At 72.2% G+C, this 25,407-nt stretch carries 28 protein-coding genes; 13 read left to right on the top strand and 15 right to left on the bottom strand.

Annotation, left to right across the window (positions count from 1 at the left end):
* Positions 1-14 precede the first annotated feature (14 nt).
* Together HP445_RS04970 and HP445_RS04975 are read left to right on the top strand one after the other, a co-directional pair.
* Positions 15-602, top strand: a complete 588-nt coding sequence (locus tag HP445_RS04970; protein WP_128780751.1) for a TetR/AcrR family transcriptional regulator — start codon at positions 15-17, stop codon at positions 600-602.
* Complete coding sequence (locus HP445_RS04975) at positions 599-1,492, top strand: alpha/beta hydrolase (protein WP_128780752.1); 894 nt, start codon at positions 599-601, stop codon at positions 1,490-1,492. Before HP445_RS04970 ends, HP445_RS04975 begins: the two co-directional genes overlap by 4 nt.
* 128 nt (positions 1,493-1,620) lie before the next feature.
* Here HP445_RS04975 and HP445_RS04980 read toward each other — a convergent pair whose 3' ends face one another.
* Positions 1,621-2,103 carry an ATP-dependent zinc protease family protein gene (locus tag HP445_RS04980; RefSeq protein ID WP_128780753.1) on the bottom strand — a complete coding sequence of 161 codons (483 nt, stop codon included), beginning with the start codon at positions 2,101-2,103 and terminating at the stop codon, positions 1,621-1,623.
* A gap of 87 nt (positions 2,104-2,190) precedes the next feature.
* Here HP445_RS04980 and HP445_RS04985 point away from each other — a divergent pair, with 87 nt between their 5' ends.
* The 4 genes from HP445_RS04985 to HP445_RS05000 all read left to right on the top strand — a co-directional run bounded on the left by HP445_RS04985 (position 2,191) and on the right by HP445_RS05000 (position 8,340).
* Positions 2,191-3,369 carry a RimK family alpha-L-glutamate ligase gene (locus HP445_RS04985; protein ID WP_110861118.1) on the top strand — a complete coding sequence of 393 codons (1,179 nt, stop codon included), beginning with the start codon at positions 2,191-2,193 and terminating at the stop codon, positions 3,367-3,369.
* A 69-nt stretch (positions 3,370-3,438) separates the two neighbouring features.
* Positions 3,439-4,512 (top strand): 3-oxoacyl-ACP synthase III, encoded by a 1,074-nt coding sequence (locus tag HP445_RS04990; RefSeq protein ID WP_042537701.1) that lies wholly within the window; start codon positions 3,439-3,441, stop codon positions 4,510-4,512.
* A complete protein-coding gene (locus HP445_RS04995) occupies positions 4,509-7,226 on the top strand; it encodes an alpha/beta fold hydrolase (RefSeq protein WP_241660417.1) in 2,718 nt (905 codons plus the stop codon). Before HP445_RS04990 ends, HP445_RS04995 begins: the two co-directional genes overlap by 4 nt.
* Positions 7,227-7,350: 124 nt before the next feature.
* Entirely contained in the window at positions 7,351-8,340 is a 990-nt protein-coding gene (locus HP445_RS05000) for an NAD-dependent epimerase/dehydratase family protein (protein ID WP_128780754.1), read from the top strand.
* Here the strand turns inward: HP445_RS05000 and HP445_RS19115 are convergent.
* The 10 genes from HP445_RS19115 to HP445_RS05050 form a co-directional block, all read right to left on the bottom strand.
* The gene (locus tag HP445_RS19115; RefSeq protein ID WP_241660418.1) at positions 8,316-8,966 is read right to left on the bottom strand and encodes a gamma-glutamylcyclotransferase family protein; all 651 of its coding nucleotides are present in this window, start codon (positions 8,964-8,966) and stop codon (positions 8,316-8,318) included. The genes HP445_RS05000 and HP445_RS19115 overlap by 25 nt on opposite strands.
* 100 nt (positions 8,967-9,066) lie before the next feature.
* Positions 9,067-9,483: an MFS transporter permease gene (locus tag HP445_RS05010; RefSeq protein WP_128780755.1), complete on the bottom strand. Its 417-nt coding sequence runs from the start codon at positions 9,481-9,483 to the stop codon at positions 9,067-9,069.
* Entirely contained in the window at positions 9,480-10,379 is a 900-nt protein-coding gene (locus tag HP445_RS05015; protein WP_164941192.1) for an Asp23/Gls24 family envelope stress response protein, read from the bottom strand. Before HP445_RS05015 ends, HP445_RS05010 begins: the two co-directional genes overlap by 4 nt.
* Before the next feature lie 78 nt (positions 10,380-10,457).
* The gene (locus HP445_RS05020; protein WP_017885408.1) at positions 10,458-10,631 is read right to left on the bottom strand and encodes a CsbD family protein; all 174 of its coding nucleotides are present in this window, start codon (positions 10,629-10,631) and stop codon (positions 10,458-10,460) included.
* A gap of 82 nt (positions 10,632-10,713) precedes the next feature.
* Positions 10,714-11,277 carry a hypothetical protein gene (locus HP445_RS05025; protein WP_128780757.1) on the bottom strand — a complete coding sequence of 188 codons (564 nt, stop codon included), beginning with the start codon at positions 11,275-11,277 and terminating at the stop codon, positions 10,714-10,716.
* Positions 11,274-11,849: a DUF6286 domain-containing protein gene (locus HP445_RS05030; RefSeq protein WP_027465998.1), complete on the bottom strand. Its 576-nt coding sequence runs from the start codon at positions 11,847-11,849 to the stop codon at positions 11,274-11,276. Before HP445_RS05030 ends, HP445_RS05025 begins: the two co-directional genes overlap by 4 nt.
* A 9-nt stretch (positions 11,850-11,858) precedes the next feature.
* On the bottom strand, positions 11,859-12,173 hold the full coding sequence (locus HP445_RS05035) for a hypothetical protein (protein ID WP_017885411.1): 315 nt from the start codon (positions 12,171-12,173) through the stop codon (positions 11,859-11,861).
* Positions 12,170-12,361, bottom strand: a complete 192-nt coding sequence (locus tag HP445_RS05040; RefSeq protein WP_017885412.1) for a DUF2273 domain-containing protein — start codon at positions 12,359-12,361, stop codon at positions 12,170-12,172. Before HP445_RS05040 ends, HP445_RS05035 begins: the two co-directional genes overlap by 4 nt.
* Complete coding sequence (locus tag HP445_RS05045) at positions 12,358-12,816, bottom strand: Asp23/Gls24 family envelope stress response protein (RefSeq protein ID WP_111024451.1); 459 nt, start codon at positions 12,814-12,816, stop codon at positions 12,358-12,360. The genes HP445_RS05040 and HP445_RS05045 overlap by 4 nt, the downstream gene beginning before the upstream one ends.
* A 169-nt stretch (positions 12,817-12,985) precedes the next feature.
* Positions 12,986-14,206 (bottom strand): AraC family transcriptional regulator, encoded by a 1,221-nt coding sequence (locus tag HP445_RS05050; RefSeq protein ID WP_128780758.1) that lies wholly within the window; start codon positions 14,204-14,206, stop codon positions 12,986-12,988.
* An 82-nt stretch (positions 14,207-14,288) separates the two neighbouring features.
* On the opposite strand from HP445_RS05050, the gene HP445_RS05055 reads away from it, so the two are divergent.
* From HP445_RS05055 to pgi, 4 genes are all read left to right on the top strand, one after another.
* Positions 14,289-14,579: a metal-sensitive transcriptional regulator gene (locus HP445_RS05055; RefSeq protein ID WP_027466001.1), complete on the top strand. Its 291-nt coding sequence runs from the start codon at positions 14,289-14,291 to the stop codon at positions 14,577-14,579.
* Positions 14,580-14,611: 32 nt separating this feature from the next.
* Complete coding sequence (locus tag HP445_RS05060; RefSeq protein ID WP_111024449.1) at positions 14,612-14,830, top strand: heavy-metal-associated domain-containing protein; 219 nt, start codon at positions 14,612-14,614, stop codon at positions 14,828-14,830.
* Entirely contained in the window at positions 14,827-17,055 is a 2,229-nt protein-coding gene (locus tag HP445_RS05065; protein WP_128780759.1) for a heavy metal translocating P-type ATPase, read from the top strand. The genes HP445_RS05060 and HP445_RS05065 overlap by 4 nt, the downstream gene beginning before the upstream one ends.
* Before the next feature lie 237 nt (positions 17,056-17,292).
* Positions 17,293-19,014: a glucose-6-phosphate isomerase gene (pgi, locus tag HP445_RS05070; RefSeq protein WP_128780760.1), complete on the top strand. Its 1,722-nt coding sequence runs from the start codon at positions 17,293-17,295 to the stop codon at positions 19,012-19,014.
* Positions 19,015-19,229: 215 nt separating this feature from the next.
* Here the strand turns inward: pgi and HP445_RS05075 are convergent, their stop codons facing one another.
* On the bottom strand, positions 19,230-20,135 hold the full coding sequence (locus tag HP445_RS05075) for a LysM domain-containing protein (RefSeq protein WP_217499717.1): 906 nt from the start codon (positions 20,133-20,135) through the stop codon (positions 19,230-19,232).
* Positions 20,136-20,267: 132 nt separating this feature from the next.
* On the opposite strand from HP445_RS05075, the gene HP445_RS05080 reads away from it, so the two are divergent.
* The 3 genes from HP445_RS05080 (at position 20,268) to HP445_RS05090 (ending at position 23,231) form a co-directional block, all read left to right on the top strand.
* Complete coding sequence (locus HP445_RS05080; RefSeq protein ID WP_071405966.1) at positions 20,268-20,804, top strand: hypothetical protein; 537 nt, start codon at positions 20,268-20,270, stop codon at positions 20,802-20,804.
* A 155-nt stretch (positions 20,805-20,959) separates the two neighbouring features.
* A complete protein-coding gene (locus HP445_RS05085) occupies positions 20,960-22,417 on the top strand; it encodes a sugar porter family MFS transporter (protein WP_071405967.1) in 1,458 nt (485 codons plus the stop codon).
* Positions 22,418-22,526: 109 nt separating this feature from the next.
* Positions 22,527-23,231, top strand: a complete 705-nt coding sequence (locus HP445_RS05090; protein ID WP_241660419.1) for a DUF4396 domain-containing protein — start codon at positions 22,527-22,529, stop codon at positions 23,229-23,231.
* A gap of 130 nt (positions 23,232-23,361) precedes the next feature.
* On the opposite strand, the gene HP445_RS05095 is transcribed toward HP445_RS05090, so the two are convergent.
* From HP445_RS05095 to HP445_RS05105, 3 genes are all read right to left on the bottom strand, one after another.
* Positions 23,362-24,336, bottom strand: coding sequence for a zinc-binding dehydrogenase (locus HP445_RS05095; protein WP_128781065.1), 975 nt, complete (start codon positions 24,334-24,336; stop codon positions 23,362-23,364).
* A 27-nt stretch (positions 24,337-24,363) separates the two neighbouring features.
* Positions 24,364-24,786, bottom strand: coding sequence for an organic hydroperoxide resistance protein (locus HP445_RS05100; RefSeq protein ID WP_071406102.1), 423 nt, complete (start codon positions 24,784-24,786; stop codon positions 24,364-24,366).
* Between the two features lie 101 nt (positions 24,787-24,887).
* A complete protein-coding gene (locus HP445_RS05105) occupies positions 24,888-25,370 on the bottom strand; it encodes a MarR family winged helix-turn-helix transcriptional regulator (protein ID WP_175330784.1) in 483 nt (160 codons plus the stop codon).
* Between the last annotated feature and the right edge of the window lie 37 nt (positions 25,371-25,407).

Raw genomic sequence — 25,407 nt, forward strand, 5'->3', positions numbered from 1 at the left:
CCTAGGGTGCTCTCATGGTGATGCGCCCAGGGACCGAGCAACGGCTGCTCGACGCCGCCGAGGAGCTCTTCTTCTCACAGGGCATCGCCGCCACCCCGATCGACGCCGTCCTCGAACGGGCCGGGGTCTCGACGGCCACCCTGTACCGCGGCTACGCGAGCAAGGAGTCCCTGGTCGCCGCGGCCCTCACCCGTCGCCACGAGGACTGGATCGCCACCTGGGACCGTGCGGTCGCCGCCGAACGGGACGACCTGGGCCGACTCCTGGCGGTGTTCGACGCCCTCGACGACTACCGCTCGACGCCCACGGGCTCCCGTTGGTGCGCCTTCCTCGGCACCGCCGCCGAGTACGCCGACGCCCCCGCCGAGGTCCGGCAGGTCCTGGACCTCGAGACCACCACCTTGCGCCGGCGGCTCGTGGCACAGGCGGTGCCGGTGGTCGGCCCCCGTGCCGAGGTCCTCGCCGACCAGCTGCTGCTCATCGTCTCCGGTTACCTTGCGATGCGGTTGCGCGACCCCGCGCTCGACACGACGACGGCACGGTCCGTCGCCGCGTCCCTCATCCGGGAACACACCCCAGACGGAACGGCGCCCACCACATGACCCGATCGCGTGCTGCCACGATCACCCGCCGTTCCCTGCTGATCGGTGGCACGGGCGTCGTCGCCGCGGGAGCCGTGGCCGAGGGGATCAACCTCGGCCTGCTGCCCGGGCGCTCGACCCTGTACCGGGTCCTCGGTCTGGACGGCGCCGACGGCACGGTCCCCGACGTCGAGCCCGTCCCCACCGTCTCCGGCACCTTCGTGTCGGCAGCGCGGAAGGGCCGCACCGTCGGCTGGACGATCGCGGCACCGGCGTCCGACACCCCCTTGCCGGTGGCGGTCGCCCTGCACGGCTACGGCGACGACCACACCTCGTTCTTCGGGCGGAGCCTGGGCTACGACCGGTTCCTCGCAGCGCACGTCGCCGACGGCGGAGCCCCGTTCGCGATCGCCTCGATCGACGGCGGCAACCGCTACTGGCACCGGCGTGCCGACGGCGACGACCCCGCCGCGATGGTCGTCGACGAGTTCCTGCCCCTGATCGCCCGCCGCGGCTTCGACACGGACCGCCTCGCCCTGACCGGCTACTCGATGGGTGGCTTCGGGGCCCTCCGGCTCGGTGGAGTCCTCGGCGCCTCGCGCGTCCGGGCCGTCTCGGCCATCAGCCCCGCGCTCTGGAAGTCGGCCGCCGACACCGCCCGCGGCGCCTTCGACGACGACGCGGACTTCCGCGCGAACACCGTCCTCGGGCGGCAGCGCGCCCTCGACGGGGTTGCCGTCCGCGTCGACTGCGGCAACGGCGACGGGTTCGCGCCGGCGGTGCACGCCTACGTCGACGGCTTCGACACGCCTCCGGCCGGGGGCTTCGAACCCGGCGCCCACACGCACGGCTACTGGCGCCGCCTGGCGCCCCAGCAGCTCGCCTTCCTCGGCCGCCACCTGGGCCGCTGACCCGACCCGCGCCCGAGACGCGCGTCGAGGCGGACGGGAGGCCCGTGGCGGCCCCGCACCGCGCCTCCAGGCCGTCGACCGATCACCGCAACGGCCCGTGCCGCGTGACCAGGAGCGCTCAGGCGCGCTCAGACGCGACCGCGGTTGCGGCGCCGGATCTCCTTCGGAGCCCGCCCGGCCATGAAGGACCGTGCAGGATCGACGAGGAAGCCCTGCCGGAGTGCCTCGCGACCGACGAGCATCCGGAACCCCATCTGGTCACGGTTGCTCAAGGTGACCTCGGACTCGACGACCTGCCCGGCCAACGCGATCCGCGTGCGGACGACGATGCGCTCCTGGGTGTGCCCGGTCGAGCTGCGGACGATGCGCCGGTCGTGCACGTCGCACTCGATGGTGGAGGCGTCGGCATCGGTGTCCTGCCAGGGGTGCAGCGAGAACCGGACCCGCTCGCCGGGCAGTTCCTCGAGGTCGAAGGCGTGCAACGCGGAGCTCCGGGCGCCGGTGTCGAGCTTCACCTTGATCCACGGCACGCCGAGGTCCGGCAGTCCCGCCCACTCCCGCCACCCGGCGACGACGAGCCCGCTGTCGGAGGACTTCGGAGCTCGGGCCATGTGCCCATCCTGTCGCATGCTCCGTGGCCACGTCCGCATGCTTTGATGGAGCGTCGCCGTCGATCCGACCCAGCGGAGAACCCCTCGATGAAACTCGCCATCCTGTCGCGCGCGCCCCAGGCGTACTCGACCCAGCGCCTCCGCGCAGCGGCACTCGACCGCGGTCACGAGGTCAAGGTGCTCAACACCCTGCGCTTCGCGATCGACCTGTCCGGCGACGATCCTGACCTGCTCTACCGCGGCAAGCTGCTGAGCGACTACGACGCCGTGCTGCCGCGCATCGGCAACTCGATCACGTACTACGGCACCGCCGTCGTGCGGCAGTTCGAGCAGATGGACGTCTACACGCCGAACACGGCGAACGGCATCACGAACTCGCGCGACAAGCTGCGGGCCAACCAGATCCTGTCGCGGCACGACATCGGCATGCCGGCGACGACCTTCGTGGCCGGCCGCAACGACGTGCGCGGGGCGATCGAACGGGTCGGTGGCGCGCCCGTCGTCATCAAGCTCCTCGAGGGCACGCAGGGCATCGGCGTGATCCTGGCACCCGAGGCGAAGGTGGCCGAGTCGATCGTCGAGACCCTCCACTCCACGAAGCAGAACGTCCTGATCCAGCGGTTCATCGCCGAGAGCCGCGGCCGTGACATCCGGGCCCTCGTCGTCGGTGACCGGGTCGTGGCGGCGATGCGCCGGACCGCGTCGGGTGACGAGTTCCGTTCCAACGTGCACCGCGGCGGCACCGTCGAGAAGGTCACGCTCTCGCCCGAGTACGAGGCGGTGGCCGTGCGCTCGGCGCAGATCATGGGCCTCAAGGTGGCCGGCGTCGACATGCTCGAGGGCAACGACGGGCCGCTCGTCATGGAGGTCAACTCCTCACCGGGGCTCGAGGGCGTCGAGCGCGCCACCGGCCTCGACATCGCCGGTGCGATCGTCGACTTCATCGCGAACCAGGTCGCGTTCCCCGAGATCGACGTCCGCCAGCGGCTGTCCGTCTCGACGGGCTACGGCGTCGCCGAGCTCCTCGTGCACACGAACGCCGACCTGGTCGGCAAGACGATCAAGGAGTCCGGGCTCTGGGACCGCGACATCACGGTCCTCACCCTGCACCGCGGCTCGAACGTCATCCCGAACCCGCGCAGCGGCGTCGCCCTCGAACCGGGCGACCGACTGCTCTGCTTCGGCAAGCTCGAGGAAATGCGGTCGATGATCCCGGAGCGCCGCAAGCGGCGCGCGAAGGTGCGGAAGCTGCCGAAGGACGTCTGATCCGGAGCCGTCCAGCGCATCCGGATCGCGCACACAGGCCAGATGCGGAAGTATGTGTCGGTGACGATCATGACGGAACGGCCGGTCGACCAGGCATCGAGCAGTGAACCGGAGCAGCCCGGCAACGCCACGGCGAAGCACCGGAACGTCTCACTGCTCTCCGTGGCGACCACCACGGCGGAGCGTGTGACGACCTCGGCCGACATCGAGGCCAAGCTCCGCGGGGTCCTCCGTCGACTCCGTCTGCCGATGGGGCTGCTCGAGCGCGTCGCCGGGGTCATCGAGCGTCGCAACTGGGGCGAGGGGCAGACCTTCCAGGACGCTGCGATCGACGCCGGCCGCCGTGCCATGGCCGAAGCTGGGGTCCGTCCGGACGAGATCGGGCTGCTCATCAACACCTCGGTGACGCGCCCGCACCTCGAGCCGTCGGTGGCCGTCCGCCTGCACCACGGTCTCGGGCTGCCGTCGTCCGCCATCAACTTCGACATCGCGAACGCCTGCCTGGGGTTCGTCAACGCCATGAGCGTCGCCGCGGGCATGATCGACTCCGGGCAGATCAAGTACGCGCTCGTCGTCGACGGCGAGGACGCCGACCAGGTGCAGCTCAACACCATCGACCGTCTGAACCAGGGCGGCCGGAACCGCAAGGACTTCATGAGCGAGTTCGCCAGCCTGACCCTCGGGTCCGGTGCCGCGGCGGCCGTGCTCGGCCCGGCGGACCTGCACCCCGAAGGACACCGGATCGTCGGCGGCGTCACCCGCGCGGCGACCCAGTGGTACGACCTGTGCGTGGGCAGCGTCGACGGCATGTTCACGGACGCGAAGATGCTGCTCAAGGGCGGCATGGAGCTCGTCGTCGCCGCCTGGACCGAGGCCCGCGCCCACTTCGACTGGGCCGACATGGACCGCTACGTGCTGCACCAGGTCTCCGACGTGCACACCAACGCCTTCGTCGAGGCGATCGGCATCCCGCGCGACAAGGTCCCCACCACGTACCAGCGGTTCGGCAACGTCGGCCCCGCGTCGATCCCGATCACCCTGGCCGACGAGGTCGCATCCGGTGGTATCCGTCGCGGTGACCGCGTGTTCCTGGGGGGCGTCGGTTCCGGCATCAACACGGCGATGATGGAACTCCACTGGTGAGGTCCCGGCTGCCCCGCGTCGCCGCGAGCACGGCTCCGGCGACGCAGCCGCCCTCCCTGCCCGGCCTCGACCCGGCGTGGTCGCGTCTGGTCACGGTCCCCGCGTGGTCTGCAGAGCGGCCGGGAGGAACGGATCGCGCCGCGCGCACGTGGCACCTCCTCGACACGGCCGGGTCCCTGGCCGCGCTCGGCGTGGAACCGGTCGGCACGATCCTCTGCGTGCACGGCAACCCGACCTGGTCGTACCTGTGGCGGTCGGTGCTCCGCACCTCGCTCGAGGTCGCCCGGGCCGGCGGCCCGGCCTGGCGCGTGGTCGCCGTCGACCAGCTCGACATGGGCTTCTCGGAGCGCACCGGCGTCGAGCGGGGACTGGCGCAGCGCGTCGCGGACCTCGGTGCCCTGACCGACGAACTCGGGCTGACCGGACCGGTCGTCACCCTCGGCCACGACTGGGGTGGGGTGGTGTCGCTCGGTTGGGCGGTCGACCACCCGGACGTCCTGGCCGCCGCGATGACGTGCAACACCGCCGTGCACCAGCCCGACGACGCCCCGATCCCGGCACCGCTGCGGCTCGCCCTCGGTCCGGGGATGCTCGGCCGCGCCACGGTCGTGACCCCGGCATTCCTCGAGACCACCCTGGCCATCGCGCACCCGAAGCTCGACCGTGCCACGGCCGACGGCTACCGGGCGCCCTACCGCGGTGCCGCCCGTCGCGGTGGCATCGGCGGCTTCGTCGCGGACATCCCCGTCGACGCCCGGCACCGGAGCGCACCCGAACTCGACCGCATCGCCGCCGGGGTCGCCGCGCTCGACGTGCCGGTGCTCCTGCTCTGGGGTCCGCGCGACCCGGTGTTCCTCGAGCGCTACCTGGACGACCTGACCGAACGTGTGCCGCACGCCGACGTCCACCGGTTCGAGGGCGCCGGGCATCTGCTGCCTGATGACGCCGACGTGGCGGGCGCGGTGTTCGACTGGCTCGGTGACCGCCTGCCGGACGGCCGCGGTCCTGCGCAGGCCCCCGCGGGCCTCCAGTCCGACGCCGTGGACCCGGGCCAGCCCGCACCGGCGACCCCGCCGCTCTGGGCACGGCTCGACGAACTGCGTGCCAGTGACGAACCCGCGCTGGTCGAGATGGCCGCAGCCGGTGGCCCCCGCACGATCACGTGGCGGCTGCTCGCCCGACGGGTGGACGAGATCGCCGCAGGCCTCGACGACCTGGGCGTCCGCAGCGGCGACCGTGTCTCGCTCCTGGTGACCCCCGGTGCCGACCTGACCGCTGTCCTGTACGCCTGCGTGCGGATCGGCGCGGTCGTCGTCGTCGCGGACGCCGGTCTCGGACTCGGCGGCCTGACCCGCGCGGTCCGCGGAGCCCGACCCGACTGGATCATCGGCGCGCTGCCCGGGCTCGGTGCCGCGCGTGCCCTCGGCTGGCCGGGGCGACGCATCGCGACGCTCTCGCTGCCCGCACCGGCACGGAAGGCACTGCGGGTGGAGCACACGCTCGTCGACGTCGCCCGACGTGGTGCCCGCCGTCTCGCCCACGGCACCGCGCTGCCGGCGGCCCCGTCGTCGGACGCTCCCGCCGCCGTGCTCTTCACCTCGGGGTCGACCGGGCCGGCGAAGGGCGTCGTGTACACGCACGGGCAGCTCAGCGCCGTCCGGGACGCCCTGGCCACCCAGTACGACGTCGGGGTCGGCACCGGCCTCGTCGCCGGGTTCGCGCCGTTCGCGCTGCTCGGCCCGGCCCTCGGCGCCCGGTCGGTCGCGCCCGACATGGACGTCACCGCGCCGCGCACCCTGACGGCGAAGGCGGTCGCGGCCTCGGTCGCCGCGGCCGACGCCACCGTGGTGTTCCTGTCGCCCGCGGCCCTGGCGAACGTCGTCGCGACCGCGTCGGAGCTCACCGACGCCGACCGCCAGGCGCTGAAGGGCGTGCGGCTGTTCCTGTCGGCCGGGGCTCCCGTCTCGGCTGCGCTGCTGACCGCGGCGACCGAGCTGATGCCGAACGCCAGCGCCCACACCCCCTACGGCATGACCGAGGGGCTGCTCATGACCGACGTCGACCTCGACGGGGTCCGTGCCGCCGGCCGGTCCGACGACGAGGGGATCTGCGTCGGGGTGCCGGCAGCGAACGTCCGCGTCCGCATCGCGCCGCTCGACGGTTCCGGGCGCTCGACCGGAGCCCTGACGGACGAGCCCGGGATCACCGGAGAGATCGTCGTCGCGGCACCCCACGTGCGCGACCACTACGACCGGCTCTGGCGCACCGACCGGGTCTCGCGCCTCGGCATCGACGACCCGCGCGGGCACCGCACCGGGGACGTCGGGCACCTGGACGCCGCGGGACGGATCTGGGTCGAGGGCCGACTGCAGCACGTGCTGGTGACTCCAGACGGGGTCGTCACGCCGGTGGGGCCGGAGCAGCGGATCGAGGCCGTCGACGGTGTCGGACGTGCCGGGGTCGCGGGCATCGGTCCGGTCGGCACGCAGCAGGTGGTGGCCGTCGTCGAGACCGACCCTGCCGTGCGCCGGCCGGGGCTTGCGTCGCCGCAGCTCGCAGCCGCGGTCCGTGCCGCCGCCGGGGTGCCCCTCGCCGCGGTGCTCGTCGTGCCCGTGCTGCCGACCGACATCCGCCACAACTCCAAGGTCGACCGCACCCGGCTGTCCCGCTGGGCCGGCTCGGTGCTGTCCGGCGGACGGATGGTCCGCCCGTGACCGGCGCGTTCGGCGCGTTCTCACGCGGTCACCGACACCTCACGGGCCGTCGGGGGCGTGAGGTGTCGGTGAGCACGAATCGCCGACCCGCCACGGTTCGAGACGGCGGACGGATGGTCCGCCCGTGAAGGTCCTGGTCACCGGGGCCAGCGGGTTCCTCGGGCAGGCCACCGCCGCAGCCGTGCGGGACGCCGGGCACGAGGTCCGGACGTTCCAGCGCCGTCCTTCGGGAGTGCCCGGGGTGCAGGACCTCGCCGGGACGATGACCGACGACGCCGCGATCGCCCGCGCGGTCGACGGGGTCGAGGCCGTCGTGCACCTGGCGGCGAAGGTGTCACTCGCCGGGGACCCGGCCGACTTCGCCCGGGTCAACATCGAGGGCACCCGCTCACTGCTGGCGGCCGCCCGTGCAGCCGGCGTCGGGCGCTTCGTCTTCGTGTCGTCGCCGTCGGTCGCGCACACCGGTTCGTCGCTCGTCGGGGCCGACGCCGGTCCGGCGGAGCCGTCCCGTGCCCGAGGCGACTACGCCCGCACCAAGGCCGCGGCGGAGCTGCTGGCACTCGACGCCGACGCCCCGGACTTCGCCGTCGTAGCGGTCCGGCCGCACCTGGTGTGGGGTCCGGGCGACACGCAGCTCGTCGGCCGGATCGTCGAGCGGGCTCGAGCCGGACGGCTCCCGCTGCTCGACTCCGGCGCGGCGCTCATCGACACGCTCTACATCGACAACGCCGCGACGGCCATGGTCGCGGCGCTCGAGCACGTCACGGACGACGGCGTCCACGGCAACGCCTACGTCGTCACGAACGGTGAGCCCCGACCGGTCGCCGACCTGCTCGCCGGCATCTGCACGGCGTCGGGCGTCCGACCGCCGCAGTGGCACGTGCCGGCAGCGGTCGCGCGGGCCGCGGGCTCCGTGGTCGAGGCCGTCTGGCGCGTCCGACCGGGCGAGGACGAACCGCCGATGACCCGGTTCCTGGCCGAACAGCTCTCGACGGCGCACTGGTTCGACCAGCGGCGGACCCGGAGCGACCTGCGGTGGACCCCGTCGGTGTCGATCGACGAGGGGCTCGAACGGCTGCGCGCCGCGGCTCAGGCCTCGTCGGCCGCCACGTAGACCCAGGCCGTCGAGCCCGAGGCCAGCGTGACCCGGATGCGCTGGTAGTCGGCGACCTCGTAGCCGTCGACCGCGCGGAGCTGCCACTCGTACCCGAGCGTCAGGGCCACACCCTCGACGACGTCGCCGGCGGAGCCGCGGCGGAGGATCGGGTGCCGGTCGGAGCCGCTCGTCCGGACGACGTCCGGGTCGGTGATCGTCACCCAGTCGAGCCGCCAGCCGGGCAGGGAGTCCGGGGTGGTGGGGACGTGGTCGCCGAACAGCGACTCCTGCACGAGCGGCTGCTGGAGCGTGCCGTACGAGAAGACCCGGTGCGTCTCGCCGGGGCGCGGCGTCGGACGCTCGACGGGACGCGGAGCGACCGTCGGGGTCGACGTCCAGACGAGTGCACCGGCCAGGCCGGTCAGGCCGAGGTGCAGCAGCCCGATGATGCCGAGGGCGCTGCCCCAGTAGATCCCGGAGTCGTCGCCGAGGCAGCGGGACTGCGGCCAGACCTCGGAGTCGGAGAGGCACCCGTACCGGTTCGTGACCCCGACCACCAGCCCGATGACGCCGACGACGAGACAGACGAGCGCGAACGCGCCGAGACCGATGACCCAGCGCTGGCCGGGGGAGAGACGCTTCACGTCGCGAGGCTAGCGGACGGGCAGTGGACTCCGGGACCACCCGGGTGGGCCGACCGGGTCGGGTGGGGCGGGCCTCCAGGCCGGGACCGTGTGCACGACGTCAGCCGGTGAAGCGGGTCCAGAGCTCGGTGACGATCGGCCAGACGTCGCCGGCGCGGTCGGCGGAGCCGACGGCGACCAGGACGACGGGGACCAGGGTGACGGCCACGCTCACCAGGACGGCGAGCACGACGGCGGTCGTCGCGGTCGCGGTGTGCCGACGGGTCAGGGCGAGCAGGAGCAGGGCGAGCACCACGACCGCGCCGAGGACGGCGATCAGGGTGACGCGGACGAACGGGAACGGTACGAGGCCGGCGGTCGTTGCGGTGACCCCGCCGAGGAACCCGACCAGCGGCAGGAAGCCGCCGACCGCGACCGCGAGCACGAGGAAGACCCCGATGCCGCCGGCGATCCAGACGCCGCGGGGTCGGGGACGCCGGTCGCGGGACCGGCGCCCTCCGGACCAGGCGGTGGTCACGGCTGGTCCCGGTGACGGGGAGCCGCGGCGGCATCCGCTGCCGCATCGGCGGCGACGGCTGCGTCGTCGGCCGCGTCCGCCGCGGCATCGGCAGCGTCGGAGGCCCGGTCGCGGGTCGTGCCGGCCGCGTCGACGACGACGTCGCGGGCCTGCTCGGCGGCGTCCTTCGCGGACGATGCCGCGTCGGCGGCCTGCTCGGATGCCCGGGCGAGCGACTCCGAGGCGGCGTCACGCAGACGCTCGCCCGTCTCTGCGGCGGCGTCGACGGCACGCTTGGTGGTGTCGGCGGTGGCGTCGGCAGCCTGCTTCGTCGCGTCCGCCGTGGCCGACGCTGCCTGCTTCGTCGCGTCCGCCGTGGCCGTCGCGGCGCGCTTGGTGGCGTCCGCGGTGGTCTCGGCGGCCTGCTTGACGGCCTCGCCGGTCGACTCCGCCGCCTGCTTCACGGCATCGGTCGCCTGCTCGGCGGCGCGGCCGAGCGGGGACTGCTCGTCGTCGAACGGTCCGTGCACGTCGAGGACGCGCACGTCGACCGAGGTGCGGAGGTCGGACAGCTGTCGGGTGGCTGCGGTGACCTGCTGCCGGACCTCGGCGGCGACGTCCAGCACCGGGTGTGGGTAGCTGACGACGACGGCGACCTGCACGGCGAGCACACCGTCTTCTTCGTCGACCTGCACGCCGGCGGTGCCCGCCGAGCGGCCGAGCTGCTTCCGCAGCTGGTCGGCGGCACGGGCGGCGATCCCGCCGAGGTGGTGCACGCCGGGCACGCCGAGCGCGGTCTCCGCCGCGGTGCGCGCGACGATCGTCGCGGTGCTCGCGTCGTCGGGCAGCGGCTCCGTCAGTGCTGCGGGCAGCGCCACCTCGGTGACCTGCGTGTTCGCATGTGGGTCGTGCTGCATGGTTCCTCCTCGTTCGGGATCTGCGCGGGGACGCATCGGGGCACCCGTTCAACGGGTGCCCCGATGCGGTCGTGCGACCTACTTCTTGAAGACGTCCTTGACGTCCTCGCCGGTCTGCTTCGCGCTCGCAGCGGTCTGGTCCTTCTTGCCTTCGGCGACCTTGGCGTCGTCGTTGGTCAGGTTGCCGACGGCTTCCTTCGCCTTGCCGGCGAGGTCCTGAGCGGCGTTCTTGATCTTGTCGTCGAGTCCCATGACGGGTCCTTTCGTGGGTGGGCGTACGCCCGGTGGTGTGGTGGTGGGCCGGGAGGCCCGGGGTGCGTCCGGCTGACGGGTGTCAGTGGACGCGGGTCGACTTCGCGAGCGCGGAGCGGGTACCGCCGGTCAGGTGCACGAGCACCGGGACCGGACGGCCGAGGGTGCGGTCGAGGACCGCGACGGCTCGGTCGACGGCGTCGAGCACGCTGACGGCGTCCCCGCCGCGGCGGACCGCGACACGGATCCGGGCGGCGCGCTGCCGGCGGACGAGGTAGGTGTCGACCCGGGAGCCGACCACGTCGCGGACACCCGCGAGTTCGTGCTCGAGGACGTCCCGGACGAGTGCGACGTTGACGGTGACGGCATCGTCGCCCGAGTGTTCCCGGACGGCGACGGACGTGCCGCCACCACCTCGGGTGAACACCCACACGAGCGACAGGACGATCACGAGGGCCGCGGCCCCGGCGACGATCCACAGCGCGGACGCGGGGACGTCGAGGCTGCGGGGGAGGTCGACGTACGGCTTGACGGTGTCCTGGACGGCGGGCAGCACACCCGCGCCCATCGCGATCCCGACGACCACGGCGACGAGGCCGAGGACGAACAGGATGATCCGGTTGAGGGTCCGGTTGCTCTTGGTCATGCGAGGGTTCCCTTCTCCTCGACCCGGACGCGGACGCGTCGGCCGAAGCGCTCGTCGAGACCGCTCAGACGCTCCACGACGGCGGCGCGGACGCTCGCCTCGTCGACCGGCACACCGGTGACGGGGACGATGCGGACCTCGGTGGAACGGCCACGGGCGGTGGCGGAGGCGTTCCCCTCGGGGACACCGGCCGCCATGCCGGCAGCGTTCGCCGCGGTGGAGGCGACGATGCGGGCGTCGATGACGACCGCACCACGCTCGTGCTCGACGACCGATCGGTGCTGCCGGCCGGGCTTGAGCGCCAGGACGACCAGCACGACGCCGAGGACGACGAGCACACCCGCGATGACCTCGACGATGGTGACGAACGCGGCGTCCGGACGGAGCGCCGTGTCGACCACGGTCTGGGGGTCGGCGACCAGCGGCGGGCGTCCGATGGCGCTGAGCACCGCCTCGGTGCCGATCCAGGCGGCCACCAGGGCGAGCACCACGAGTGCCACCGCCACTGCTGTGGAGCGGGAGCGGTGCACGCTCCGACGACGGATGCGTCGTTCGACGGAACCGTTGCTCATGATGGCCTCCTAGCGGGCACGGGACTCGTGCTCGCGCACGATCCCGGTGAGTTCGATGTGGGCACTGCCGACGCGGCGCCCGGTCAGGTCGCTCACGCGGCCCTTGACCTGGTCCGCGATCCGGATCGACCCGGAGACGATGTCGTCGCTCGCGGCGATCGGCCCGGTGATGTCGAGCGACAGTGCTCCCGACGCGTCGCCGAGTCCGACGCGCACCCGCTTGGCGGGGGCGCCGAGCCCTTCGGCTGCGACGGCCCGCGCCAGCGAGGTGAGCGCGCGTGCGGTGATCTCGACGCGGCCCGGGACGTCCGGGCCGGCGTTCACCGGGAGCTCCGGCGTCCGGTCAGCACGTCGGTCAGGGCACCGCGGTCGATGCGCCCGGTGGCGAGTGCGGCCACGAGGGCCCCGATCGCACCGAAGACGATGACGAGCACGAAGCCCCAGAACCCGAACTGCAGTGCCACGACGGCGAGGACTGCGCCGATGAGGGCGCCGATCAGCGTGTTGCTCATGCGACTCGCGCTTCCTTCTTCTCGTCCTCGTTGTCGTCGTCGTCGCCCGGGATGTAGACGTCCTGGACGGTCACGTTGACCTCGGCGACCTCCATGCCGACGATCTGCTCGAGGGCACGGGCAACACCGGCACGGACGCCGTCGGCGACCTGCTGGAGCGACACCGGGTACTCGGCGACGATCACGATGTCCGCGGCGACCTGCTTCTCGCCGACCTCGACCTTGACGCCCTGACCGAAGTCGCGCTGGCCGATGGCGTCGCGGATCGCGCCGATGGCACGGGCTGCGCCGTTGCCGAGGGAGTGCACGCCGTTGACCTCGCGGGCGGCGATGCCGGCGACCTTCGACACGACGGTGTCGTCGATGACGGTCTTGCCGGTGACGCCGCTGGTGCCGGCGTGCGAGGTGGCACGGGTCGCCGTGGTGGCCGGGGTGGGGGTGATGGTGTCAGCCATGTTCGTTCCTTCCGTTGACCCGCCGGGCGTTCCCAGCGGTTGCTGTTCACGGATGAGACGGGCTGTGGAAGAGATTCGTCACACACGACTTCTCGGATTCGGGTGATCTCCAGGGAGCCCCGGAATTCCGGGGATCCACGTGTACCCCCGGGGCGTTCCGTCCGGCCGTTCAGCCGTTTCCGGCCGCGCCGTTGCGCTCGGCAGCGGCCCGCATGGCACGCACACAGGCCATCGGGGACTCGCCGCGCTCCTCGCGGAAGAGCTGCTGCAGCCGTCGGGGGAGCACCCCTGCGGCGGCCGCGATGCCGTCGAGCGTGAGCGGGTCGTCGAGGTGCTGTTCGATGTACGACACCGCACGACGGACACGCCACGACGCCTTGCCGGCCTCCGGCTGCGCAGCCAGCGACGCGCGTTTCGTCACGGCGGGGTCCTCACCGAACCGGTCGCGGTAGGTCTCGGCGAACCGTCCCGGGTTGGTGAAGCCCCAGCGGCGGGCGATCGCTGCGATGCCGGAGGACACGAGCGGGCAGTCCGCCGGGGCGACCGGTCCGCCCCGGTCCGCGCGGAGCAGCTCCTCGCGCACCCGGTCCAGGCGGTGGTCGCGGAGGAACCGGTGCGGGGTGGTGTCGAGCGTCCGGGCGAAGACGTCCTGCAGCCCGCGCTGGCTCAGTCCGCACGCGGCGGCGATGGTGGGGACCGAGGGGCGATCGGCGGCGTGCAGCTCGATGAAGCGGATCGCGTCGCGGAGCCGGTTCGCCACGGGCACGTCGTCACCGCGGTTGCGGATGGGGAACGTGTCGAGGATGACGACGGCCAGCCGACGGTTCAGCGCGGTCCGCATCGGCCCGAGCACGCGCTCGTCGACCAGGGCCGGCCCGAGTTCACGGATCAGGTGCCGCAGGGGTTCTCGCCGGGCGACGACCTCGTCCTGCTGGTCGAACAACAGTGGGCCGTCGGGCAGGCGGTAGCCGAGGTCGCGGCCGACGCTCCGCAGGAACCGGTCGGACACGTGCACGCCGTTGTAGACGGTGCCGTCGGACTCGAACCGGTAGGCCTCGGACGCCGACGCGATGTACGGGCTGCCCGGCTCGACGACGCGGGTGCGGTCGGCGAAGTGCATCTCGAGCCGGCCCTTGGTCAGCCAGAACACCACGTGGTCGTCCCGCACGCCGATGACCCCGCCCCGCCGACCGCCCTCGGCCCGCATGGTGCGCAGCGACAGGTCGTCGTCACCCACGACCGTGTACTCGTACCGGGTGTCGTCGGTGGCGAAGGTCTCGGAGGCGAAGTCCGAACCGCCGTACTCCGCCGCGAAGATCTCGGAGTAGTCGGAACCCTCGCCGTCGGAGAACCGCAGCCGGCGGAATCCGTTCGTCGTCGAGGGGTCCATGCGCTGATCATGCCACCGGTTGCGTCCGAACGAGATCGGAATACCCTAGGGGGGTACCGTATTGAGAACGGTGGAGGCGGACATGCACGAACACGTCGGGTACATCGGCGACAAGGACGACCTGCTCAAGCGACTCCGTCGCGCCGAGGGGCAGGTGCGCGGCATCGCGCGGATGGTCGAGGACGAGACGTACTGCATCGACGTCCTGACCCAGATCTCGGCGGCGAACCGGGCGCTCGAACGCGTCGCGCTGTCGCTGCTCGAGGACCACCTGGCGCACTGCGTCGCCGAGGCCGTCGCCGAGGGCGGGGACGCCGCCGACGAGAAGGTGCGCGAGGCCAGCCAGGCGATCGCCCGGCTCGTCCGCTCCTGACCCTGACGACCACCCACCGAGAAGGAGACACCATGACCACCGAAACGCTGCTCGTCGAGGGCATGACCTGTGACCACTGCGTGATGAGCGTCACCGAGGAGCTCACCGAGGTCGACGGGGTGTCGGGCGTCGACGTCCGACTCGTCCCCGGCGGGTCGTCCGAGGTCACCGTCAGCTCGGCGGCACCCGTCGACGCGGACGCCCTCCGTGCCGCGGTCACCGAGGCGGGGTACGAGGTCGTGCGCTCGTGACCGACCGCACCGTCGAACTCGACATCACCGGGATGACCTGCGCCTCGTGCGCGAACCGCATCGAGCGGAAGCTCGGCAAGCTGCCCGGGATCACCGCCACCGTCAACTACGCCACCGAGAAGGCGCAGGTGCAGGTCGCCGCTGACGGCACCGCCGACCCCGAGGCGCTCATCGCCGCGGTGGAGTCGGCCGGCTACGGCGCCGCGGTGCCGGCACCGCCCGCAGCCGCCGACGCCGAACCCGTGGCCGATGCCGACCCGACCGGCCCACTGCGCCGACGCCTGGCCGTGTCCGCCGTGCTCGCGGTGCCCGTCGTGGTGCTCTCGATGGTGCCGGCCCTGCAGTTCCCGAACTGGCAGTGGCTCGCCCTGACGCTCGCGGCGCCCGTCGCGGTCTGGGGTGCGCTCCCGTTCCACCGTGCCGCGTGGGTCAACGCCCGGCACGGTGCCGCCACCATGGACACCCTGGTGAGCGTCGGTGTCCTCGCCGCCTTCGGGTGGTCGCTGTACGCCCTGTTCTTCGGCGACGCCGGCACGACCGGCATGCACATGACGTTCTCGTGGTTCGCCACGGACCCCGAGGCCACCGACCTGTACCTCGAGGTCGCGGCGGCCGTGACGGTGTTCATCCTCGCCGGCCGGTACATGGAGGCCCGCGCGAAGACGCAGTCCGGTGCCGCACTCCGGGCGCTGCTCGAACTCGGTGCGAAGGACGCCACCGTCCTGCGCGACGGTGCCGAACACCGCGTGCCCGCCTCGTCCCTCGTCGTCGGCGACGTCGTCGTGGTGCGACCCGGCGAGCGGATCCCGAGCGACGGCCTGGTGCAGGACGGCTCCTCGGCCGTCGACCTCAGCATGCTCACCGGCGAGTCCGTGCCGGTCGAGGTCGGCCCGGGCGACCGGGTCACCGGTGCCACGATCAACGTCGGCGGGCGGCTCGTCGTCGCGATCACGCGTGTCGGCGCCGACACCGAGCTCGCCCGGATGGGTCGCCTGGTCGAGGACGCCCAGACCGGCAAGGCCGAGGTGCAGCGTCTGGCCGACCGCGTGTCCGGGGTCTTCGTGCCGATCGTCATCGTGCTCGCCGTGCTGGCCTTCGTCGGCTGGCTCGTGTTCGGCGGCTCGGTCACCGCGGCCTTCACCGCGGCCGTCGCCACCCTGATCATCGCCTGCCCGTGCGCCCTCGGGCTCGCCACGCCCACCGCGCTGCTGGTCGGCACCGGCCGAGGCTCGCAGCTCGGCATCCTGATCGGCGGTCCGCAGGTGCTCGAGCGCACCCGCGGCGTCGACACCGTCGTGCTCGACAAGACCGGCACCGTCACCACGGGGTCGATGACCCTGCGGTCGGTCACCGCCCTGGACGAGACCGAGGACGTCCTGCGCCTCGCCGCAGCGGTCGAGGACGGCTCCGAACACCCCGTCGCCCGCGCTGTGACCACCGCGGCCCGTGCCCGGGGCGCTGACCTGCCCCAGGCCGAGCAGTTCACCGCCACCGCCGGCGCCGGTGTGCAGGCCGTCGTGGACGGCGACGTCGTCCTGGTCGGCACGACCCGCTGGCTCGCCGACTCGTGGTCGATCACCCTGCCACCGGTGCTGTCCGACGCCGTCGACCGTGCCGAGGCCGACGGAGGCACGGCGGTCGTCGTCGCCCGGAACGGCACGGCCCTGGGCGTGGTCGTCGTCGGCGACACCGCGAAGCCCGAGGCCGCCGACGCGATCGCCCGCTTCCGTGCGCTCGGCCTGCACCCGGTCCTGCTCACCGGCGACAACGACGGTGCCGCACGTGCTGTCGCCGTGAGCGTCGGCATCGACGAGGTGCACGCCCGCGCGACCCCCGCGTCGAAGCTCGAGACCGTCCGTCGGCTGCAGTCCGAGGGGCGGAGCGTCGCGATGGTCGGCGACGGCGTGAACGACGCCGCCGCACTGGCCGCGGCCGACCTCGGCATCGCCATGGGGGCCGGCACCGATGCGGCCATCGCGGCGAGCGACATCACGGTCGTCAGCGGTCGGCTCACGGTGGTGGCCGACGCCATCCGGCTGTCGCGCGCGACGCTCGGCGTCATCAAGGGCAACCTGTTCTGGGCGTTCGCGTACAACGTCGCGGCGATCCCGCTCGCGATGGCGGGGCTGCTCAACCCGGTGCTCGCGGGTGCGGCGATGGCGTTCTCGTCGGTCTTCGTCGTGACGAACAGCCTGCGGTTGCGTCGCTTCGCGGCGCAGCCGTGAAGCCGGCCACAGCCGTGGACCGGGCGAACCGACCGCAGCCCTGAACCCGGCGAGCCGACCGCGGCCCTGAACGCGACCGGCCGGGAGGCGTGACGCGCGCAGCGAACGCGAGCCGCGCCTCCCGGCCGACTGTGCGCACCACCCGCCGGAGCGCACTACGCTCGAAGACGGTCCGCGACGCAGCGCTGCGTGACCCGCGGGCTGTACGTCTTGAACGTGATCCCCAGGAGGACCGAAGTGACCGAATCCGCTCCCGTCGACCCCACATCGACCGAAGGCTGGAAGAAGCTCGACAGCATCGCTGCCGGCTTCACCCCGGACCTGCGAGGGTGGTTCGACAGCGACCCCGGTCGTGCCGAGCAGTACACCTTCCAGGCGGCCGACCTGACCGTCGACCTGTCCAAGGGCCTGGTGACCGACGAGATCCTCGCCGCGCTGCTGCAGGTCGCGAAGGACACCGGCGTCGCCGAACGCTTCCAGGCGATGCTCGCCGGTGAGCACATCAACGTCACCGAGGACCGCGCCGTGCTGCACACCGCGCTCCGCCGCCCGAAGGCGACCGAGGGCCTCGTGCCGGCGGCTCCCCTGACCGTCGACGGCCAGGACGTCGACGCCGACGTGCACGCGACGCTCGACAAGGTCTACGGCTTCGCCGAGCAGGTCCGCAGCGGCGCCTGGACCGGTGTCACCGGCAAGCGCATCGAGACCGTCGTCAACATCGGCATCGGTGGCTCCGACCTCGGCCCCGTCATGGTCTACGAGGCACTCAAGCCCTCCGTCCAGGCCGGCCTCGAGGCCCGCTTCGTGTCGAACATCGACCCGGCGGACATCTACGAGAAGACCGCGGACCTGGACCCCGAGACCACGCTCTTCATCGTCGCGTCGAAGACCTTCGGCACGCTCGAGACCCTGACGAACGCGCGCCTCGCACGCCAGTGGCTGTGGGAGAAGCTCGGCCTGACCGACGCCGCCGACGACGAGAAGAAGAACGCCGTCGCCAAGCACTTCGTCGCCGTCTCCACCGCGCTCGACAAGGTCGAGGCGTTCGGTATCGACCCCGAGAACGCCTTCGGCTTCTGGGACTGGGTGGGCGGCCGCTACTCGGTCGACTCGGCCATCGGCACGAGCGTCGTCATCGCGATCGGCAAGGAGAACTGGGAGCAGTTCCTCGCCGGCTTCCACGCCATCGACGAGCACGTCCGCACCACGCCGCTCGAGCAGAACGTCCCCGTCCTGATGGGCCTGCTCAACGTCTGGTACACGAACTTCCTCGGTGCGCAGAGCCACGCGGTCCTGCCGTACACGCAGTACCTGCACCGCTTCGCCGCGTACCTGCAGCAGCTCACGATGGAGTCGAACGGCAAGCGCGTCCGCTGGGACGGCTCGCCCGTCACCACCGAGACCGGCGAGGTCTTCTGGGGTGAGCCCGGCACGAACGGCCAGCACGCGTTCTACCAACTCATCCACCAGGGCACCCGCCTGATCCCGGCCGACTTCATCACGGTCGCCAACCCGGCCCGTCCGCTCAAGGACGAGACCGGCGACGGCAAGGGTGTCGCGCCCGGCACCGACGTGCACACGCTGTTCCTGGCGAACTTCTTCGCGCAGACCAAGGCGCTCGCGTTCGGCAAGAGCGCCGACGAGGTCCGCGCCGAGGGCACCACCGACGAGGGCATCGTCGCGGCGCGCACGTTCCCGGGCAACAAGCCGACCACGTCGATCATCGCGCCGGAGCTCACCCCGAGCGTCCTCGGCCAGCTCATCGCCCTGTACGAGCACATCGTGTTCACCGAGGGCACGATCTGGGGCATCGACTCGTTCGACCAGTGGGGTGTGGAGCTCGGCAAGCAGCTGGCGCTGCAGGTCACGCCGGCCGTCGAGGGCGACCAGGCCGCGCTCGACGCGCAGGACCCGTCGACCAAGGCGCTCATCGCGAAGTACCTGGAGCTGCGGAAGTAACGCACGTCCCCACCTGACGGACGGGAGGCCCGTGGCGGATCCGCCACGGGCCTCCCGTCCGTCGTGTCGGGCACTGCCAAAGCGACAGTTGCGCCCGACGGGCCGCCGTCAGGCCTGCGAAAGCGACAGATGTGCGCCGATCTTCCGCGGAGAAGTGTCGCTTTCGCGAGGGCCCGCTGCGACGCCGCGGGGCCCGGGCCGCACGGACCGCCCGCTCAGCGGGCGAGCGGGTCGAGGTTGAGGGACGTGCCCTCGTACAGGTGCTGGTCCTCGCCGAACACCTGGACACCCTCGTTGAGCCAGACCAGGTCGCGGACGGTGATGCCGAACCGCGCGGCGACGTCCCCGATCAGGTCGTCCGGTGCGACGCCGTAGGACCTCGGCGCGCCGGCGGCCGTGGTCGCGGTGACGGTCCCGGTCGCGTTCGCCCGTCGTCCGGCGTCCTTCGGGTGCACGTTCGTCTGCCGGGCGGGGACGGACCACCGCACGGTGGACACCGCGAGGACCTTGCCGGCGGAGATCTCGACGGGGACGTCCTGTCCGGGCGCCGCGGCGGAGTAGGTCACGAGGTTGCCGAGGTGTGACGGGTCGACCCCGGATCCGTCCAACGGGACGTCGACCGCGGCCGCCGTGCTGGTCGGGCCGCCGAGGGTCCGGTCACCGACACCGGGGTAGGTCAGCCCGTCGCCCACCGCACGGGGCAGGTCGAACAACGCGACGCCGATCGGCACCGGCAGCGTCGAGGTGATCCCGGAGTACTGCGCGGTGAACGTGTCGTCGCCGTCCGCGACCACCCGGAAGTGGAAGTGCACGCTGCCCTTCGGCGAGGCCACGTCCCCCTGGGCCAGGACGGTCCCGGCGGGGATCGGTGTCAGCGTCGGTGCGGGTGCGGCGGCCTCCGTCGGCACCGGGGTCGGTGTGCGCGGGTTCGCCGACGCCTCGATCAGGTCCGATGCGGACTCGCCGGTCGGGGTCGCCGCCGGGGTCTCGCTCGCCGTCGGGCTGGACGCCGGCGGACTGGAGGGAGCGGGCGGGACATCGTCCGGTCCCCGCAGCAGCGAGCAGCCGGACAGCACCACGCTGGCCGCCAGCATGATGGCGATTCCGCCGGTCCGTTTCATGATGCCCCCTCAGGTCGAGGGTAACGCGATGCCGATCACACGGTCGTCGTCGCCGGCGGACTGTGTCCCGGGACGCAGTCCAGCCGCCGAGGGGGCGAGATGGTGTCGGTCGGAGCGGCTACGGTCGAGGGCATGGAGCGTTCGGAGATCCTCGCCGCGGCTGCCGCCGCGCACGCCGCCCGCATCGCAGCGGCGGGTGGTGACGACGTCGCAGCGCGTGAACGTGCCGACAGCGTCCGGCGCCGGGCCGACGGGCTCACCGACCGGTACGACACGGTCGAGGGCTCGGACACCGAGTCCGATGCACGTGACGCCGCACGCCGTCGCGCGGGAGAGGCGGACCGCGCCGCCTCGCGCACCGAGGGCGTGCTGTCGGACTGGCACCGGATGGGCACCCGTCGTGGCGTCACCCCCGACGCCCAGGTCCGCACGGCGTGGACCGTGACCGGGGTCCCCGAGCGCGGCGACGCCCGCGCGCTCGCGAACGTGCTGCTCTCCACCGCGGGGCATGCCGGACGCGTCGCCGACGCCGCCCGACGCAACCCCGCCCTGTCCGGCGCCGCGAGTGCCGCCGCCCGACGGACCGTGCGCCGCTACACCGACCACGGTGCGGACATGGCTTCGTTGGGGGACGTCCTGGGCGACGGCCCCGTCGACGACGAGCGCTGAGCCCGATCCGCGGATTGGACCGCTCCCGTCCTCATCAGGCCTTCTGTGGACCGATCCAAACGACCTGACGACAGAATGTCCAATTGACAGGACATGGATTCGGGTTACGATCGGTCCACGCACTGACGCGCGATCACCGACGAAGGAGTCACCGAATGGTCGACATCAAACCGACAGCCCCGACTGTCGCACTGCCCCCGTTGGGGACCGGGCCGCACCGCCGACGACTCGGTGTGCTGGCCCTCGTCGCCACGTTCGGCGGGTTGCTCTTCGGGTACGACACCGGTGTCATCAACGGTGCCCTGAACCCGATGAAGGCGGAGCTCGGCCTCACGAACTTCACCGAGGGTGTCGTCACCAGCTCGCTGCTCTTCGGCGCCGCGATCGGCGCCATGCTCGGCGGCCGCATCGCCGACGGCTGGGGTCGCCGCAAGACGATCATCCTGCTCGCCGTCACGTTCTTCGTCGGCACGCTGATCTGCGTGTTCGCGCCGACGTTCGAGGTCATCGTCATCGGTCGTGTGCTCCTCGGCCTCGCGGTGGGTGGTGCCTCCACGGTGGTGCCGGTGTTCCTCGCCGAACTCGCACCGTACGAGATCCGCGGGTCGCTGTCCGGCCGCAACGAGCTCATGATCGTGATCGGTCAGCTCGCCGCGTTCGTGGTCAACGCCTTCATCGGCAACATCTGGGGCGAGGGCAACGGCGTCTGGCGCGTCATGCTGGCCGTCTGCGCGCTCCCCGCGATCGCGCTGTTCGTCGGCATGCTCCGGGTGCCGGAGTCGCCGCGCTGGCTCGCGTCGAAGGACCGCTACGACGAGGCGCTCTCGGTCCTCGAGCAGGTCCGGACCACCGATCGGGCCCGCGCCGAGCTCGACGACATCAAGCGGAGCAACGACCTCGAAGCGAAGGTCGAGCGTGTCAGCGGCTGGCACACGCTGCGCGGGAACAAGTGGCTCATCCGCATCGTGCTCATCGGCGCCGGGCTCGGCGTCGCGCAGCAGCTCACCGGCATCAACTCGATCATGTACTACGGCCAGACCGTGCTCATCGAGTCCGGGTTCCAGGCGTCGGCCGCCCTCATCGCGAACATCGCCCCCGGCGTGATCGCCGTCGTCGGTGGCGTCATCGCGCTGTACAACATGGAGAAGATCAACCGCCGCACGACGCTGATCCTCGGGTTCACGCTGACGACGATCTGCCACTTCCTCATCGGCATCGCGTCGGTGGCGCTGCCCGAGGGCAACCCGGCTCGCCCGTGGGTCATCCTGTTCCTGGTCGTCGCGTTCGTCGGCTCGATGCAGACCTTCCTCAACATCGCCGTGTGGGTCGTCCTGTCCGAGATCTTCCCGACGCAGATCCGTGCGCTCGGCATGGGCATCTCGGTCTTCTGCCTCTGGATCGCGAACGCGTTCCTCGGGCTGTACTTCCCGACGATCGTCGCCGCGACCGGCATCACCGGGACCTTCTTCGGCTTCGGGGTCGTCGGGCTGCTGGCGCTGCTCTTCATCTGGAAGTTCGTGCCGGAGAGCCGTGGTCGCACCCTCGAAGAGGTCGAAGAGGGCGTCACCACCGGCAACATCTTCACCGTCCCCGTGAAGGCGTCGCGCCGCTAGTCCGCTCCACGCCGCACCGAGTGCGCAGAAGACGTCGGGTCGCCCCAGGGCACCCGGCGTCTTCTGCGCACTGGATCCACGGTCGCCGCCCGGTTGGTTGCATGGAGGCGTGACGGAACTGGTGCTGCAGGACTTCCCGACCGCCCTCAACGTGGTGTGCTCCGCGCTGCTCGTGGTCGCCGTCGGGTGTGCGGCGTTCGTGGCGGTCGACGTGGTGCGTCGGCCGCCGCACATGCGCGTCATGGCGTTCGTGTGGCCGCTCACGATGCTGTTCGGCAGCGTCGTCTGGCTCGTCTTCTACCTGCGTCGGGGGCGGGCCACGGCGCCCGGCCACGGACGGTGGGCGGGCACCGCGATCGACACGAGCCACTGCGGGGCCGGCTGCGCCCTCGGTGACCTGATCGGCGAGTTCGGGCTCGCGGCGTTCCCGGCGCTCGGGGTGGCGGTCGGCCTGGGGTCGCTCTACCAGGACCGGATGGTCGCCGGGTGGATCGTCGACTTCGTCATCGCGTTCGTGCTCGGCATCGCGTTCCAGTACTTCGCCATCGCGCCGATGCGGGGCCTCGGCGTCCGGGCCGGGCTCGTCGCCGCGCTCAAGGCCGACACACTGTCGATCATCGCGTGGCAGGTGGGCATGTACGGCCTGATGGCGGTGTGGCAGCTGGTCGTGTTCCCGGCGCTCGTCGGCGGGCGCGCGAGCGTCTTCTCGCCGGAGTTCTGGGTGGCGATGCAGCTGGCGATGGTGGCCGGCTTCGTCGGCTCCTACCCCGTGAACGCGTGGCTGGTGCGTCGGGGCATCAAGGAGGCCATGTGACGGACCAGCGAACGGACGGGAGGCCCGGTGCCAGCTGGCACCGTCCTCCCTCGCAGGCTCGGTCGGCGCGCCCCGCGCAACGCTTCGCGTTGCCGCTGAGCGGGGCGCGCCCGTCCGTCCTGTGGGCGCGCTACGGGCGCAGGAGCACCTTGCCGACGCGGCCGGCGGTGTCGCTGGCGCGCACGGCGTCGCGGACCTGCTCGAAGGCGAAGGTCTCGGCGACGGGGAGCGTCAGCGAGCCGTCGAGCACGCGGGTGATGAGCTCACCGAAGAGCTGCCCCTTCGTCTCGGCCGGCATCGTCTTGCTGACGACGGAGCCCCAGAAGCCCTTCACGGTGAGCTGGCCGAAGATGACCTTGCCCGACGGGATCTCGAGCGTCGGCGACGCCATCGCGCCGAAGACGACGAGGGTGGCGTTCTCGCCCAGCACGGACGCGATGTCGCCGGCGGCCTTGCCACCGACCGACTCGACGCCCGCGATGATCGGGGCACCACCGGTGATCGCGGCGACCTGGTCCTGCCAGTCGTCGGCGTCGGTGGCGACGATGCGCTCGATGCCCTGCTCGCGGAGCTCGTCGACACCGGCGGCGCGACGGACGAGTCCGATCACGTTGATGCCGCGGGCGGCGCCGAGCTGGGCGACCATGCGTCCGACCGCACCGTTGGCGGCGTTCTGGATGATCCAGTCGCCCTCGTGCAGGTCGAGCGAGTGCAGCAGGCTGATGGCGCTGAACGGCATCGAGACGAGCTGGGCGGCGGCCTCGTCGGTCATCGCGTCCGGCACCGGGACGAGCCCGGCGGCGCTGGCGGTGTAGTACTCGGCCCAGACGCCGAAGGCACCGCCGGCGACGCGCTGGCCGACCTGCAGGTTCGTGACGCCCTCGCCGAGGGCCTCGACGACACCGAGTGCCTCGGTGCCCGAGGCGGCGGGGAGCTCCGGCTTGAAGCCGTAGGTGCCGCGGACGGTCCACAGGTCGTGGTTGTGGATGGGGGAGAGGACCGTGCGGACGAGGACCTCGCCGGCGCCGGGCGTCGGGACGGGGCGCTCATGCACCTCGAGGACGTCGGCGGGCTCGGCGAACGTCTCGTGGATGACGGCGCGCATGGTGGTGGGGATGGTGGTGCTCATGGGTCAGTCCTCCGAGACGACGATGGTGACGTCGATGTTGCCGCGGGTCGCGTTCGAGTACGGGCAGACCTGGTGGGCCGCGTCGGCGAGGGCCTGGGCCTGGTCGTGCTCCAGGCCGGGGATGACGACCTCGAGCATGACGGCGAGCTGGTAGCCACCGTTGCCGTTCGGGCCGATCGACACGCGACCGCCGACGGACGAGTCGGTGATCTTCACCTTCTGGCTGCGGGCGACGCCCTGCAGTGCGGAGTGGAAGCAGGCGGCGTAGCCGGCGGCGAAGAGCTGCTCGGGGTTGGCGCCGTTGCCGGAGCCACCCATCTCCTTCGGGATGGCGAGGTCGAACTCGACCGTGCCGTCGCTCGTGGCGACGTGGCCGTTGCGGCCTTCGCCGGTGGCCAGGGCCTCGGCGGTGTAGAGGGTTTCCATGGGGTTCCTTCCTTGTGGGGCGGATCGTGAAGTTCGGGGGTGTGCGGCGTGCTCTCGCGCTCAGCGACAGTTCACGGGCACACGTGGCCGTGCGGTGTCGCTCAGCGCGAAACGGCGTCGGCGCCGGCGTCAGCGCCCGCGGCGTCGTGCTCGGGCTCGGCCGCCGCGTGCATCGTCTCGGTCAGCCGGTGCAGCGTCGCGATGAGCTCGGCGGCGGCACGTTCGTCGGCCAGGCCCATCCCGGCGGCGATGCGCGCGGGGATGCCGCTCAGCTCGGACCGCAGTTCGCGGCCTCGGTCACCGACGGTCACCGTGACGACGCGCTCGTCGGTGCTGCGGCGCTCGCGGCGGACCAGGTCGCTCTGCTCCATGCGGCGGAGCAGTGGCGAGAGGGTGCCGGAGTCGAGCTGCAGGTGTTCGCCGAGGCTCGAGACGGTCTGGTCGCCCTCGACCCACAGGGTCACGAGCACCAGGTACTGCGGGTACGTCAGACCCCAGGGTTCGAGCATCGTGCGGTACGCCTGCGTGGTGGCGCGGGACGCCGCGTAGAGGGAGAAGCACACCATCTCGTCGGTCACGGGCATGCATCCACACTGTCACGCAACCCAGTTGTGCACAACT

This window comes from Curtobacterium flaccumfaciens (assembly GCF_013359815.1).
GTDB lineage: Bacteria > Actinomycetota > Actinomycetes > Actinomycetales > Microbacteriaceae > Curtobacterium > Curtobacterium flaccumfaciens.